The organism is Rhizobium sp. ERR 1071 (assembly GCF_007828675.1).
GTDB classification, from domain to species: Bacteria; Pseudomonadota; Alphaproteobacteria; order Rhizobiales; family Rhizobiaceae; genus Rhizobium; species Rhizobium dioscoreae.
Genome location: NZ_VITM01000005.1, coordinates 208,935 through 222,613, shown reverse-complemented (window position 1 = coordinate 222,613; position 13,679 = coordinate 208,935). Strand labels below are relative to the sequence as shown.

General features: G+C 56.2%; 18 protein-coding genes. 7 read left to right on the top strand and 11 right to left on the bottom strand.

What is annotated here, in order from left to right:
• Positions 1–7: 7 nt before the first annotated feature.
• Together FBZ99_RS19310 and FBZ99_RS19305 are read right to left on the bottom strand one after the other, a co-directional pair.
• The gene (locus FBZ99_RS19310) at positions 8–559 is read right to left on the bottom strand and encodes a BON domain-containing protein (protein WP_113331194.1); all 552 of its coding nucleotides are present in this window, start codon (positions 557–559) and stop codon (positions 8–10) included.
• A gap of 67 nt (positions 560–626) precedes the next feature.
• Positions 627–1,355 carry an MgtC/SapB family protein gene (locus FBZ99_RS19305; protein ID WP_371864842.1) on the bottom strand — a complete coding sequence of 243 codons (729 nt, stop codon included), beginning with the start codon at positions 1,353–1,355 and terminating at the stop codon, positions 627–629.
• Between the two features lie 244 nt (positions 1,356–1,599).
• Between FBZ99_RS19305 and FBZ99_RS19300 the strand changes: the two genes are divergently transcribed.
• A complete protein-coding gene (locus FBZ99_RS19300) occupies positions 1,600–2,511 on the top strand; it encodes a DMT family transporter (protein WP_145634341.1) in 912 nt (303 codons plus the stop codon).
• Between the two features lie 165 nt (positions 2,512–2,676).
• Here the strand turns inward: FBZ99_RS19300 and FBZ99_RS19295 are convergent, their stop codons facing one another.
• The gene (locus FBZ99_RS19295) at positions 2,677–3,297 is read right to left on the bottom strand and encodes a hypothetical protein (protein ID WP_113331197.1); all 621 of its coding nucleotides are present in this window, start codon (positions 3,295–3,297) and stop codon (positions 2,677–2,679) included.
• A 381-nt stretch (positions 3,298–3,678) separates the two neighbouring features.
• On the opposite strand from FBZ99_RS19295, the gene FBZ99_RS19290 reads away from it, so the two are divergent.
• On the top strand, positions 3,679–4,524 hold the full coding sequence (locus FBZ99_RS19290; RefSeq protein ID WP_173004563.1) for an alanine--tRNA ligase-related protein: 846 nt from the start codon (positions 3,679–3,681) through the stop codon (positions 4,522–4,524).
• A 215-nt stretch (positions 4,525–4,739) separates the two neighbouring features.
• On the opposite strand, the gene FBZ99_RS33795 is transcribed toward FBZ99_RS19290, so the two are convergent.
• Entirely contained in the window at positions 4,740–5,372 is a 633-nt protein-coding gene (locus FBZ99_RS33795; RefSeq protein ID WP_113331199.1) for an invasion associated locus B family protein, read from the bottom strand.
• A 172-nt stretch (positions 5,373–5,544) separates the two neighbouring features.
• Between FBZ99_RS33795 and FBZ99_RS19280 the strand changes: the two genes are divergently transcribed.
• Both FBZ99_RS19280 and FBZ99_RS19275 read left to right on the top strand, forming a co-directional pair.
• Positions 5,545–5,886, top strand: a complete 342-nt coding sequence (locus FBZ99_RS19280) for a hypothetical protein (protein ID WP_145321361.1) — start codon at positions 5,545–5,547, stop codon at positions 5,884–5,886.
• A 195-nt stretch (positions 5,887–6,081) separates the two neighbouring features.
• A complete protein-coding gene (locus FBZ99_RS19275; protein WP_145634339.1) occupies positions 6,082–6,372 on the top strand; it encodes a hypothetical protein in 291 nt (96 codons plus the stop codon).
• Between the two features lie 17 nt (positions 6,373–6,389).
• Here FBZ99_RS19275 and FBZ99_RS19270 read toward each other — a convergent pair whose 3' ends face one another.
• From FBZ99_RS19270 to FBZ99_RS19250, 5 genes are all read right to left on the bottom strand, one after another.
• Positions 6,390–7,283, bottom strand: a complete 894-nt coding sequence (locus FBZ99_RS19270; protein WP_246661141.1) for a CsgG/HfaB family protein — start codon at positions 7,281–7,283, stop codon at positions 6,390–6,392.
• 143 nt (positions 7,284–7,426) lie between these two features.
• The gene (locus tag FBZ99_RS19265; RefSeq protein WP_113353315.1) at positions 7,427–7,735 is read right to left on the bottom strand and encodes a curli assembly protein CsgF; all 309 of its coding nucleotides are present in this window, start codon (positions 7,733–7,735) and stop codon (positions 7,427–7,429) included.
• Positions 7,736–7,776: 41 nt separating this feature from the next.
• A complete protein-coding gene (locus FBZ99_RS19260; protein ID WP_113331203.1) occupies positions 7,777–8,286 on the bottom strand; it encodes a hypothetical protein in 510 nt (169 codons plus the stop codon).
• Entirely contained in the window at positions 8,283–8,711 is a 429-nt protein-coding gene (csgH, locus tag FBZ99_RS19255) for a curli-like amyloid fiber formation chaperone CsgH (RefSeq protein ID WP_145634337.1), read from the bottom strand. Before csgH ends, FBZ99_RS19260 begins: the two co-directional genes overlap by 4 nt.
• Positions 8,712–8,738: 27 nt before the next feature.
• On the bottom strand, positions 8,739–9,812 hold the full coding sequence (locus FBZ99_RS19250) for a hypothetical protein (protein WP_113353317.1): 1,074 nt from the start codon (positions 9,810–9,812) through the stop codon (positions 8,739–8,741).
• A gap of 347 nt (positions 9,813–10,159) precedes the next feature.
• On the opposite strand from FBZ99_RS19250, the gene FBZ99_RS19245 reads away from it, so the two are divergent.
• Genes FBZ99_RS19245 through FBZ99_RS19235 form a run of 3 tightly spaced genes read left to right on the top strand, consistent with a single transcriptional unit; the run spans position 10,160 to position 11,449 of the window.
• Positions 10,160–10,624: a hypothetical protein gene (locus FBZ99_RS19245; protein WP_173002521.1), complete on the top strand. Its 465-nt coding sequence runs from the start codon at positions 10,160–10,162 to the stop codon at positions 10,622–10,624.
• Positions 10,608–11,018: a helix-turn-helix domain-containing protein gene (locus tag FBZ99_RS33885; RefSeq protein WP_113331207.1), complete on the top strand. Its 411-nt coding sequence runs from the start codon at positions 10,608–10,610 to the stop codon at positions 11,016–11,018. The genes FBZ99_RS19245 and FBZ99_RS33885 overlap by 17 nt, the downstream gene beginning before the upstream one ends.
• A 5-nt stretch (positions 11,019–11,023) precedes the next feature.
• On the top strand, positions 11,024–11,449 hold the full coding sequence (locus FBZ99_RS19235; RefSeq protein WP_113331208.1) for a DUF6941 family protein: 426 nt from the start codon (positions 11,024–11,026) through the stop codon (positions 11,447–11,449).
• A gap of 387 nt (positions 11,450–11,836) precedes the next feature.
• On the opposite strand, the gene FBZ99_RS19230 is transcribed toward FBZ99_RS19235, so the two are convergent.
• Together FBZ99_RS19230 and FBZ99_RS19225 are read right to left on the bottom strand one after the other, a co-directional pair.
• Positions 11,837–12,604 (bottom strand): response regulator transcription factor, encoded by a 768-nt coding sequence (locus FBZ99_RS19230; RefSeq protein WP_069615132.1) that lies wholly within the window; start codon positions 12,602–12,604, stop codon positions 11,837–11,839.
• Positions 12,605–12,862: 258 nt separating this feature from the next.
• A complete protein-coding gene (locus FBZ99_RS19225; RefSeq protein WP_162746339.1) occupies positions 12,863–13,534 on the bottom strand; it encodes a Crp/Fnr family transcriptional regulator in 672 nt (223 codons plus the stop codon).
• Between the last annotated feature and the right edge of the window lie 145 nt (positions 13,535–13,679).

Below are 13,679 nucleotides of genomic sequence, written 5' to 3'. Positions count from 1 at the left end.
CCTGATCCTACGAGGATTTGCGCACGGTAAGATTGCTGTCATGCCCAATTATGCCGCTGGCTTGCCGGGAGATCGCCTCGGCGCGCTGCTTGGCTTCGTGATTTTCAACAGACCCTTCGACAATGACTCGCCCGCGACTGACAGTGACGAAGATGCTCGCCTCGTTTAGCAATCGGTCGCCCTTCAGCCTGCCTTCGATCTCGGTACGAATTTCCTCATCGGTCCTTTCCGTGGTCGGCGTGGAGGTTCTGGCTGACGGGTCTTCGGAGATTCTGTCGCCCCCGGCCTCCCCTGATCCGGAGGTCGTCCTGACATTGGAAATCCTGACGGAAATTTCATCAGCCGTTTGCTCGCGCTGCCGATCGGATTCGGCTGAATCCTCGCAGCGTGCGTCATCCGTACCATATTCAGGCCGAATTTCCTTTGACGGATGTCGCCTCGTCTCCTCGGCTGCGACATCCCCCGAGCCACCGGCGGCCTGATCAAGCGCCTGAAGGGTGCGTATATCGCCGCGATCCGGAGAATTCTTTGCCCTTGTCTGTTGCTTGGCTTCGGTCATGGTTTTCTCCCTCCGTAATTAGGGACAAACTTTCACCGCTCCGGAATGTTCCGATGTGGGGGTCGTATCAAGTTCCACTCGTCAGCATTTCCAAAGACACGACCTTATAACGCTCTTGAAGGGATGCCAGCAGCCGCGCACCGCCGCCATCCAGTCCTGCCTGCCGCCACCGCACCTCGTAGGAAATATGCGCAGTGGCCTCGGTCGAGCCCGCCGCCTTGCCGACAAAAAAGAAGACATATCCGAGCGGTTCAAGCGCTGCCTGCATATCGGAGATCCCAACGCCGGCATCGCAAGGCAGCTCTATCACGATACGCGCCTTCTGCCTGCGAGGGATCAACCTATCGAACTGTTTAAACGGCGAGAGCACCACGAAGGCGATGAGGGCGCCGGCCGAACCGACAACGAGTTGACCGCCGCCGATGCATAGGCCAACGGCCGTCATGATCCACAGGGTCGCAGCTGTCGTTACGCCCGTGACGAGATCTCCGCGCTTAAGGATGGCGCCGCCGCCGATGAAGCCGACGCCGGTCAGGACGCCGAGTGGAAAGCGCAGCACATCCATCGAGGCAAACGATTGTGACGTCTTGCCCAATGTGGACAGTAGGAGGTTAGCCTGGATCATCGACAGGCACGCGGCAAGCCCGACAAGGATCGTCGTGCGAAACCCCGCCGCATGCCCGCCCATCTCTCGATTGATGCCGATCAGCCCTCCGGCAATGACAACCAGCACCAGACGGACAACAGTATCCAGCCAGTCCATCTCCACCCGCATGATATCGCTAAAGTCAGGCACGATGTCCTCCCAGAATGGGTCACCACCGGGATTTTTCAGTTGGGGAACATCGCAGACGGCGTTTCGTTCCATCGCCGACGGAAGCGCTCACGAAAAGCGCAATAAAGGCAGCATGATGATTTCGAGCTCTCTTGTCAGTTCGAGGGAAAGCGCTTAGCCAGAGGATCGCTCGCGCCACCATACCGCGAACCGCTTCCTGCAATGGCAAGCGACCGTATCGATTCGACATACCCTGCGAGGCCATATGATTTCCGGAAACCGTGAGAAGGGACCCATTGCAGGGATCGCACTCGCCTGCGCGGGATATGCCTGCTTTTCCCTTCAGGACGCGATAGTGAAGTGGCTGGTCGCCAGTTACGAAGTACCGGAGATCCTCTTCATGCGCAGTCTGGTCATCGTGCTGGTCGCAGGCGTGCTCGTCCGTTATCGGCGCCATCCCTCAATTTTCAAAAGCCCCTATCGCGGCACGGTCGTCCTGCGCGCCGGGCTGATGCTGCTTGCCTGGCTGCTCTTCTACAATGCGGCCCGCTATCTGGGTCTGGCAGAACTGACGACACTATACTTTTCGGCGCCGATGATCGTCGTGATTCTATCGATCTTCGTTCTCAAGGAGAAGGTCCATGCGGGCCGCTGGATCGCCTGCATAGGAGGCTTCATCGGGGTGGCGATCGCGGCAAATCCAAGCCATTCGCCCAACCTCCTGCCCGCCGCCATGTGCATCGTCGCGGGTTTTTGCTGGGCTTGGAGCACGATCCTGATCCGACTCGTCAGCCGAAGCGAGACCACGCTTACCCAGATGTATGCCACGAGCCTGATATTCGGCATTGCCTGCGCCCTGTCCTTTCCATGGACATGGAAGACCCCTGACGCGAGCGGCTGGGCACTGATGCTGACCCTCGGCATTATCTCGACGATTGGGCAGTTTCTGCTCTATGAAGGCTTTCGATACGCACCCGCTTCGACGCTGGCGCCCATCGAATATAGCGGCCTCGTTTGGTCTTTCGTGTACGGCTATGTGATCTGGGCCGAGGTTCCGGCGACGAACGTCTTTGCCGGCGCCCTCCTCATCATCGCCTCAAGCTTCCTGCTTATCCTGTGGGAGCGCCGCATGGCACGCCCACCGGAAGAACGTGAAATACTGAGACGCCACCGATAGATGGTCCGCCTGCACTCGAAACCACGAGCCAGATGCGCGAAAGCGGATGGCGGCTTTACGACGAGGATACCGAAGATCAGGACGTTAAGTGGCTGAAGCCGCTCCGCCGGATCGCGCCACAGTCCGGGTCTTTGAGCTGGGACATACCGTTGTCCCGAAAAGCCATCAGATTGCTTTGCCGCCAGTCAGCCGGGCTGCGCGCTGCATGCGGTTCACCTCCAAAGCTCGCTGAAAATCCAGATCGGTTTGCGCGTGATGACGGAGATCATCAAGAAACTGAGAGACGCCATCAAGCGTATCGACGACGACATATCGCAAACCGCCACCAGCATCGATCAGGTCATGGCTGACGCTCACGCCGAAACCACCGGTGACCTTGCGAAACCACGCTGAGCGCCAGCGCTTGAAACCGTCGGGATCCGACTGAAACTCCGCAAGCAGGATCTTTTGCTGGTCAAGCCGCGCGAGGAACGCCTCAACCACGCCCTGCGTGCCGGCCTTCGGCTTCTCAGCCTTCCTTGCAATCCATTTTTCAAGAAACTGAAACGCCGGCCGCGGAGCCGTCGCTTCATCATGATCGATAACCGTCTCGGAATCCGATGTCGGAAGCGCCGCGCGATCCGCGAGCTGAGACGCGCTTGGCTGCGTTTCCTGCTCCATTGCCAGGGTCTGCTTGAGATCGGCTGCAAGCTCTCCCCAGATCGATCTTGCCGATTCGACTGGCTTTGCTTTTGTTCGACGGGAGGATTTGATTTCGATAACGAAGGGCTTTGTCTGTTTAACCATGATATTTCAGTGTGTGCTCGACGACGGAGCGCAGTTGATGGACAATCAGCATTGATGAGAGGCTTGCATTCTCTGAGAGCAACGACCGTCGCGCGGCGATCGCTTGCGATCATTATGGGCTAGGGCCGTACACCAAACCGATCGATGAAGCAATCTCGTCGCTCCGTCAAAAATAAACTTCAGCGCCTCGGGACCTGATCTACAACAAAAGCAAGACAGGCATGTAGCAAAGGTGAAGAAGATCCACCACCTGAAGCAGCATGCACTTTCCGCCTGCAAGCTGAAACTCGCGTCTGCGCATTGCAGATCCCACATCGTGTCGCTATGTTCTAAGAAGGCACACGAACAGCAAAGGAGGTTGCCTATGTCATCGCGGGACGCCTGATCCAGCAATACCAAGACTTCTGCCTTTCCAAAGGCATCAAATTCACACGCATAGATTCCGTACGGCCGCACGATAATACCACGCTCTTCTGCAGCGCTGGGATGCAGCAGTACAAACCACTCTTCTCCGATCCATCCTACATTGGAACCGTTGCGAACTCTCAGGCCTGCCTGAGAATGGGCGATCTCGACGAAATCGGGGACGGCACCCATTTCCTCCACTTCACGATGCTAGGGCTTTTCTCGTTTCGAGAACTGACCGTCGGCGACGCCATCGACTTCTGGATTGAGTTTCTCGGGACGCTCGGCCTGGTCCCGGACCATGTCACGATCCATCCAGACCGACTGGAGGATTGGACGCCGCTTTATCGGGATCGCATTCCTATCGTTCCGGATGAAGAATGCACCTGGAGCGACGGCAACGTCAGCGGCTACTGCACCGAGTTCTACAAGGATGGCATCGAGATCGGGAATATCGTCAATCCGCTCGGAACCTGTATCGACGTGGGTTTCGGTGCCGAACGTCTGGACATGATCTTGAACGGGACGCCTCCGGATGACGCTCTGGTCACATTGCAAGATACCGTCATGCGGATCGTGGAGAGCGGCTACAAGCCGGGAAACAAGGAGCAGGGATATGTCTTGCGAAAGCTCCTTCGCCGCATCCATGTGATGGGCGGAGCACTGGACCATCCCTATTTCGAACAGGAAGTCGTGCGTCAGGAACGATTGCGCTCCAAATATTTGCGCCTTCGCGAAAAATATCCCGACATGCCACCGGAATGGTGGTTCGACACGCACGGCATCGATGTCGCCGACCTGCAGGTGATGAATGGAACGTAGCGTCGACTGATGATGAAGCGGCGAAGGAGATCGTGCGAGTGGCCACCTTCGCCGCCCTTCCGGAAACACGTGAGGACGTGGAGCCGGCCAATTCATGACAAGTCGGCAAGATCCTGAATTTTCGGAGATCACCAAGCGGCCGCTGGCAGCGATATCGGAAGTTTTCTATTTGTAGCCGTAAAACGATGACCTGCGAGTGGACGGAAGCGTCCCGATCATGATCCGCTGTCTGCCTGCATAGCCTGGAAGGCGGCACCGAAACCGGTCAGGGAGATCGGAAGCTCCGCCATGTTTCCCTGCATCATCCGGATCGAGACTTTTCCCGACTTTTCCTTCATCAAGGCGGCAAGCATCGCGGGTGGGCACAACCCCTCCACTAGGCATCCTTGCGTGGTGCAGCGCGATACCTTCGCCATCGTCGAATATTTGCTGCCGAAGCCAATCTTCACACCACCCTGAATAGCAAAACCAAGCGGAAGAGCCATCTGCATGCCAATCTTCTTGTCCGCGGAACGCGCCATGCTGATGACCATGAACACCTGCCTTTGATCCGGTGACGTCAACCGGTAGACGATCTGGCAGCGCGGCTTCATCGTTTTGTCGCCCGAACATTGCAATATCCACGCATCGAACTTCTGTTCGCTAATCTGCGGACCGGCTGGCGCTGGTGTAGCCGGAGCCGGCGCCGCGGCGCTAGATGGATCGCTCTTGCCGGCATCCGGCGTCACATTTTGAGACCCCGATTGCGGCGTCGCTGAGCTATCATCGGCCCAGAGCGTGGAGGAAACGCCCGCTCCGCAAAGCGAGAAAATCACACAACACAGGAATGTCTTCAAATATAAATTCATTCCATCCTCCCGATTTTGTTTGCAATTTTATAGTACAATTGCAATAATGTCGAATATTGATCAATTTCAAATTGCGTTTAAAGAAGATAAAAATTCGAAGAATTTCAATTCATTTATTCAATGCAGGGACATAGGCGTTTAATATCCTAATAAAACGCAGGGAACGATTCAGATGACATCAAGACTCGTTGTCGGCTACTCCCTGATCGTCATGCTCGCGCTGACCGATGGCGCCATATGCGACGAAAGCTATCTGCAACAGGCTCCCTCCGCGGAAGCAAACCCTGCCTTCGTCGAACAGCTGCCGGAGACATCCGTCATGCCCGTGCCTCGATCTCCGATTAACCGCCGGGTGATGCCGCACAAGCCGAGGCAAGCATCACGAACGCAGGCGAACGTCCGACTGGCAGGCAGCATTTTTCCGAATGTGGGCAATGGCGTGACCGAGCGAGCTGCAGCCGCACCGGCCGATGGCCATTTGCCAACGGTTGGGTCAGGCGCGGTATCACGCTGACTGTATCTTGGCGGCAGGCAATGATCAAAGCACCAGGCGACCGCCCCAGGCGCGCGGCGAGAACAAGACCGCCAATGAGAGCGGCAGCAAGCATGAAACCGAGAGGCCCTCGGCCAGCTGAAACTTCGAGAGCGGCATGTTCGGAGCCGATAATTCGATATCGGCTCAAGATTGCGATTCAGGAGCAGTATCGACATGATGCATCCCAGTAAAATCATTGCTGTTACGGCTATCTTGCTTCTTGCCGGAACGCTTGGCTCAGCCGATGTCCTAGCAAGCGGTCAACCCATTATCCGGCGTTCCGGATTTTCAGAGACCCAAATTCCCCAGGTGAAAGGACGTATTCCGCCGAGGAAGAACGGCAACCTGGAGAAAGGACCTGCCGGCAAGGCTCCGGTCAAACCAAATCCGAATGCCAGCACCCAGAACGGAGCTGCGACCTGCGGACCTGACAACGCACAATCCGAAATCTGCCGGAAAAAATGATTTGGCGCCGGCAACGATCATGAGCTCTTCGGCCTGTCCTTGACCAGGATGGGCTGGGAAGCGGCCTCCACGGCCGGTTGCGCCGCGCTGGCGGCGGGAACGGCGACCGCCGGACCGATCGGTCGGCCGTTGGCATCGAGCTTGTACGTCATGGCTCTTTGATGCTCGTCCAGATATCGCATGAACGCCGCGCCTGCGGCGGCATCCCTGAACTGCCACAGCCCGTTCCTTACGCCCTCGAAAATCAGCGAATAGACTGCGAGCTGAATGCCTTCCTGGACGCCCAAGGTCGTGGGCGCGTTTCGTGTAATACCGCCCTCGATCTGGAGCAGCTGGTCGACGCCGACGAAACGGAACGCCGATCCCTGCAACTGCACGGAATAGATCGTCTTGGTCGTGCTGACAGAGGCTAGCACCCGCCCCGTACTGACGCTGACGGCCCGCAAGGATACGGTAACGATGTCCTTTCGGTATTGTGTGTTTCCGCCGATCCCGAGATAATTGGCACCGATACCGCCAGTCGTTTCATTGGAATCATAACCGATGATCCCGCCATCCAGCAGCACTCCGGCAAACCGAAGCGGCGGGATGCCGCCAGCCTTCGCGCCGTAAACCGCCGATCTCGTGTTCTGGATGATCTGGCGCTCCTGCAGCAGCGACTGCAGATCCGTGCGCTCGACGACATTGAACCAGTTACCGTTACCAGCCTTGGTCAGCACGTCAGTCAACAACTGCGCGCCGCCCTGCGTCAGAGCGCGGGAATATTCGGCAAAGTTTTCATTGGGTTTGTTCTGTCCCGTCAGATCGGGAAAGGAATAGACCGCCACATCGAGCTTTTGTATGGGTGGCGGCAGACTCTCCAATGCCACACCTGACTTCGTGGCGGGCATAAGCGTCGCTGGAGTGCTCATCGGGTCGAGGCTGCTGCCCGCGGCGGCGCAGCCACCAAGACCCAATCCGCATAGAATGGCTGCGACAGGAAAACCAACATGTGACATGGACGCTCGAATAAATCGCTCCCAACAACACCGAACGAGGACACAATCAATTTGGTTCAAGGATTGGCCGGCACCTGGCCGCTCTGGATCACGATGACCGGAGATGTTCCGGTTGAACCCGTACCTTGATTAACGTTCCCAAGATTACTCAAGGCCTTGTCGAGACCGGATAGATCCGGCGTCTGTTGCTGCCCCGACTTGACGCCGGCGCCCTGCGTCTGCGCCGTCGAAAGAAGGAATGAACCATTCAACGGATTTCCCCCAAATGTCGGATTGGTTGGCTGATAGACCAATTGCCCCGCCATGGCCGGCGCCGCCATCAAGGCTACCAGACCAACTGTAATCATTGCCGCATCTATTCTCATTGCTATTCCCCTCCCCTATTTTCAAAGGCTGCTGCGTCCACTCAACGTTTGATGAGCAAGCCACCACCCGGTAAACGTGCGATCAGCACATTGACAGGTGCCGAACCCGCAGGTTGAAGAACACTTACGTTCAGGCCTGCGCCATTCAGCAATACGACATTCGACTTCAGATTATTGCCGCCCTGCAGGACGTTGATATTGCCGTAGTTCCCTATGATACCGGCAGTCGAGCTGTTACCCGTTCCTGACTGAAGGTGATACACGCTGTTGCGCGTTCCTATTTCCAGCGTCCTTGCCAAGTTATTGCCTCGCGGCACTAGGATCGCTTCCGGCGTAGCGGCCATACCTGCGGCAAGGTGGGATGACGAAGAATGATATTGCTGCTGCTGTTGAGGCGGCAGATTTCCGAGTTGCACCGTCGTCGTGACATTTACCGGGATCTGGGCGACATAGGCCGTCTCGGCTCGACATTCCGTTGCAATCTGGCAGAACGAGGCAACCAAGACGAGAGCAGCGCCGAGCACGGATTTCGTATCGTTCAGGCGTTTCATTCTGGCAATCTGCATTGTGATATACCTCGATCGGTTTCGATCAATAGTCTTGCACTCAGTTCTACCCCGTTTCCTGCATCGACAATTGTCGTGGCAAGAAGGTTCTCTGCTCCTGGCTTTAATGCGAAGCTACCTTGCTGAATGCTCTGGCTTGAACCTGCTGCGCTATGTTTGAAAAGAACCAGCCTGTATGTTCCGGATACTGTTACTACAGACTTTGCAATCGCCCGCACCATAAGAAACTCATCCTTCCTGTCTGCCTTGATCAGGCACTCAAACTCAGCCTGAGACGATGCAGGAGCGGCGTACGCGAACAACAAGGCCGCGGACAAGAAGGATTTCAGAGGCAAGATGGATGTTGATCGCCCGACATTGTTTCCGGCATACATGGCTGGTTCAGCCGCATTAAAGGAGGAGGCGGACATTTGCTTTCGCCTCCTCCATCGGCAAACTCAGTGCTGGACCGTAACGGCCGTGTTGCGATAGCCGAACTGCGCCGTAACCGACGTGTTCGTCAGGCCGCTCGAGCTGGTCTGAGAGGTAACGGCATAGTTTCCCGAACCGATCTGGATGGTTCCCTGAAGGTTCGAACCGCTGACGGGGAACACTGTCTGCAGCCCCGATTGCGAAGCGATCGCGGTATTGCGATAGCCGGCCTGCACGATCATCGAATTGTTGGAGCCGAGCGGATTGGCGATCTGGGATGTCAGAGCGGTGTTGCCCACACCGAACTGCGCCGTGGTCGCCTTGTTCGTGCCGAAGAACGACGACTGGCCGGTCATGGCGAAATTATGCGCGCCCGCCTGCAACGTGTCTTGCGAGTTGTTGCCGCCCGCCTGATCGGCGAAGGATATATTGCCCCAACCGAACTGGGTCGTCGACGACGAATTGCCGTTGAAGCCGATGACACCGAACTGAGAGGTGACGGCAAAGTTGCCGGCGCCGACCTGCAGCGTTGTCTGGTCGTTGCCGCCGCCGTCCTGGCCGACGATGGCGCCATTACCCCAGCCGAACTGCATGGTACTGGAGTCGTTTCCGCCATGCTTGCCGTCGGTCTGGGTTGTCGAGGCGAAGTTCAGGCCACCGACCTGCAGCGTGTCTTGGGAGTTATCTCCCTTGGACTGGTCCGCGAAGGCGGAATTGCCAAAGCCGAACTGGGCGATCGTCGAGCTGTTATCCGCGCCGTCCCGCTGCAGGGTCGAGGCGAAGTTCATGACGCCGGCCTGGAACGTGCTCTGATCGTTCGTCTTGCCTTTCTGGTCGGCGAAGGCGACGTTGCCGTCACCGAATTGCAGGATGGCTGATGTGTTGGATTTGGCCTTGTCCTGATTGGTGACGGCGAAGTTGCCGACGCCATTCTGGAATGTCAGAGCATCATTATTGCCAGTGTTCTGACTGACGAAAGCACCGTTGAATGCACCCACCTGGCCGATAAACGATTCGTTTTCGGCTGGCGGCGACGGGGGCCCGGCAAATGTCAAAGACGTGCTTGCCAGCAAGACGGCGAGAGCTCCAATCGTCCTCATGTGATCCTCCCTGTTCTCCATGACGGGGCAAGCGACCATTCGCCGCCCTCGAGCTTTTTAATAGGCCGCGGAAGGAGAGCCGAACAAGAGAACCGTTCGGACTAAGACAGCAACGCAGATCTATGTGAAATAGAAAGCGCCTACTTCGAAATGAGTAACGGATTAGATGTGTATCGCTATGACGTATGAGCTATACTCTTCTTTGATTAGGCATTCTAACCCATATGAAAGCTAGATAAATACAATCCAGGTGTGCAGCAATTCATGCTACCCATAGATAGCTTCGATGAAAGGCTTGCCACATGATAATGGATTAGTTGACAGCTATGGCTACGTTTGACAGTCTCGTGGCATCCGAAGCAATCGTTAAAGTTGAGATCCAGCTTGGTCGAAAGCAGTCACCCAAGCGACTGCTTTTCGCGACACCAAGCTTCGTGAACTGGTTGAGCGAGCGCGTAAGCAAGGACGAACCATCGTCGCTCGGTGCGGTCCTCAGGCCTGTCGAGCAGCTGGATTTTCTTTTCTATACATTCGTTTCAGGGAAACCGCTCATTCATTGCCGACAATTCCGGGCAATCCGGGTCGAACGAAATGCGGTTTGGGAATTGAAGACTGTCGATTTCCGCATATTCGGCTGGTTCGCCATGCGAGACTGTTTTGTCGCTGTCTTTGGAGACTGGGCCGATCATGTGAAGGATCACGATCTTTACCGCGGCTATCGGCTGGAGGTGCGCCGATTGCGCCGCACGCTTGGTGTGGGTGATGCGTTGTGCGTAGAGGGAGTAAATCCGGAAGATGTCATTTCGGTTTGAGATAGGGGCGCGGGCGCGGGCGGCCAGCCGTTTCATCGCAGATGTTCGCAGCGACCTGGCCGCCGCCGTCCTCGAAAGGCGATCGCAGAAAGGGTTTACTCAGCAGCGACTTGCGGAGTTGGTCGGCGTCAGCCGAAGGGATCTGAACCGTTATCTCTGCGGGCAAACAGAGCTTCCGCTTCGTTCGATCGCGGATCTCGCCTGGGCGCTCGACAAAGAGATCCACATTGAGCTGTGCGATCCCAAGGGGTCTACGGCAGACGTTAGTGGCCTCTCCGAACCGGAGACCCGGGCAGCTATCTATCCGGTTCGGTCCGGCGGGGCCGTTTCCTGGAGCTCATCAAGGGCCATCCGCACGATAATTGCTCGCAGCAACAACGATCGGGACGATTGAAACACATGCGCTATGGATATTGCATATTTTGCGACGACGTTCGCACGGAAATCGGCGAAAAGCTCAGCTTCATCGGCGTCTATAGCGGCGTCCTGATGCTGCCGGAATTTCCTTTTTCACTGCCGAAGTTCTGCGTGCATGTGAATCTGATCACCTTGGCGACGGAACCCTACCGATCGATCGTTTTGCGTTGCACCGCGCCCGGCGACCGTCAGCCGCTTCTTGAAGAGCGATTGGACGCCGCCCAGCTGAGCGAGCAGAAGGATGTCGTGGAGAACGCGGAGGCGAGTGATATCCCGATCAATGTCGTCGTGGGCGCCAGCCTTGTCTTTTCACCGCTGAGATTGCGTCAGCCAGGCCTTCTGACCGTCAGTGCGATCATCGACGACAAGCCCGCGGAAATCGCGTCCCTGCGTGTGGTGCAACACTGAGCTGACCCGCGCGAGCTTCGGCCACCAAACAGCATCGACATTTGTCGGATTGGTTTTTGAGATGCCGTCGTCGATGCGTGTGGAAGCTGCGCTCATCGTACAAAAGCAGCAAACTCAAACTTTGGCGGAAATGCCTGTTGGTCGGCCCCTTAGAACAGGCCCGGCAGCTCAAATACGCGGGAATCCCCAACTTGCTATATCAACTTTTGGCGGCGATCAGCCGCCGGCGCTTTTCCATCGAGCGACGGCAGCTTCAAGAGCCGAGGCTTTGCGAACCTGCCCTGCAGGTCACTTGTTGCGCCGGCGCCGGGGGCCGATGTCTTCTAGCTGGAGCGACACGGCGCTTCCCGGCATTATTTTATATGATAGGTGGTCGCGGCCGACTTATTATCGAACGAGTTCCCGAATCTTGTAGGCAACTTCCGTTCGGTTCGTCGCGTTCAGTTTCTTCATGATATTGCGAATGTGCACTTTGACCGTGCTCTCGCAAAGATCCATCTCGTAGGCGATGATCTTGTTTGCCTTGCCTCGTCTCAAAGCCTCCGCGACGACGACTTCGCGTGGCGTAAACAAGCTGTCGAGGCAGCAGTTGCGGCTGGCCACGGGTGCGATCGCCTCCTTGGCAGCCAGCAGGCTGCTTGCCGGCACGAAGACACCACCTGCCCGCGCGAGAGCCACTGCTTCGGCGGCGACCTTGATTCCGACGCTGGTCGGGATGTAGCCGCGGGCGCCGCACTCCAGCGCATGCAGCAACTGTGCAAGCTCATCGCCATCAGCGCCGACGATCACCGGGCTCGTCTGGAATCTTTCCACCAGAGCGCAGATCTTGGCACTGACATCCGCGTCGGAAACCTTACGGCCGCCGATCATGAAGAGAACCGCGGACGGTAATACTTGCATATTGCGCATCTGCCATTCGTCGAGCGAACCCACGGTAACGATATGCATGGCGCTATCGCATTCGGTCAGACTTTTCGACAGGCACTCGCGATCGAGAGCGCGAGAATCTATGAGAAGAATATAGTCTTCCCATTCATCGATCCCGGGCGTGCCGGATGCGATGAATGGCCTCAACGTGTCGGATGTCCGAACTGAAATGATGCGTGCGCCCGTGTCTGACGTGAATTTTTCACTTGTGAGCGATTGTCCAATCATGGCCGTTACCCCCAACTTTTAAAATGGCCTTTGTATTTCTTGCAACCTTTAGAGTATTTACTCGATTTAAAGAGAATAACATCCGTTTAAGCCGAGGATCTTCTTGAGTTCCCATATTTTTCCCCTCTTTTTAGGTTTATGTTACCGTAGTAATTGCTTATTTTGTTTTTCCGCGCATTAACATATGTTAATAATGAATTTAAATATTGCATAAAATAATTCTTTCTTGCTCCATTAGTAATGGAGACAAAGTATTGCTCAAACCATAGTTGTATCGAAACAGGACTCGTCGAAGTCGACTAGATCGGCTAGACGCGGCCGATCGAGAAAGGCGACAATGCCGTTGCGGAAGGACAGCAGGCCGGCTTCACGCATGTCCCTGAGGACGCGGTTGATGTGTACCGTTGACAAGCCAACCGCGTCGCCAATATCCGCCTGGGTCAAAGGACAATCGAAGTATTCTGCGTTTGCATAGTCCCGCGAAGTGCCGATGCGCGCCCCGAGCTCGAGCAGCAGGTAGCCGGTTTTCTCCAGAGCGTCGCGGCGTCCTATATTGGCGAGCCTCTCAGACATGCGCGCCTGATGTCGCACCAGTTCAGCAATGACGATACGATAGAAAAACGTTGGCGCTTCGATCTTCGGCAGAGAAGTAAAGTCAGGGAAGACCATCACCGTGACATTGGTGATCGCCCGCACGGTCTCGCGCGAAAGCGCCGTCAGGGATGTCGAAATCATATCGCCGCGCAACACGAATTCCGTCATGAAGCGCGTGCCGTTCGGAAGCATCTTGCTGCGCGAGGCCCACCCATCGAGCACAAAGAGAAGGCGTGGCGTATCGTGGTCGTAGTCGCAGATCACACTACCTGCAACAAAGGTCCGCGCTACACCACCGAGGCTGCGAATATGCTCAATTGAAAGCTGCGCTGCCATGCCGTCATCCCCTCGGACGAAAAGCATATTTCGAATGCTCCATGGGCCTTTCGAAAATATATTTTTCGTGAGTTCCAAGTATTCAATACCATAGAAAATCCACGATGTCTTTATTGCAAATCGATATCCGTTGTTCCTCGAATTT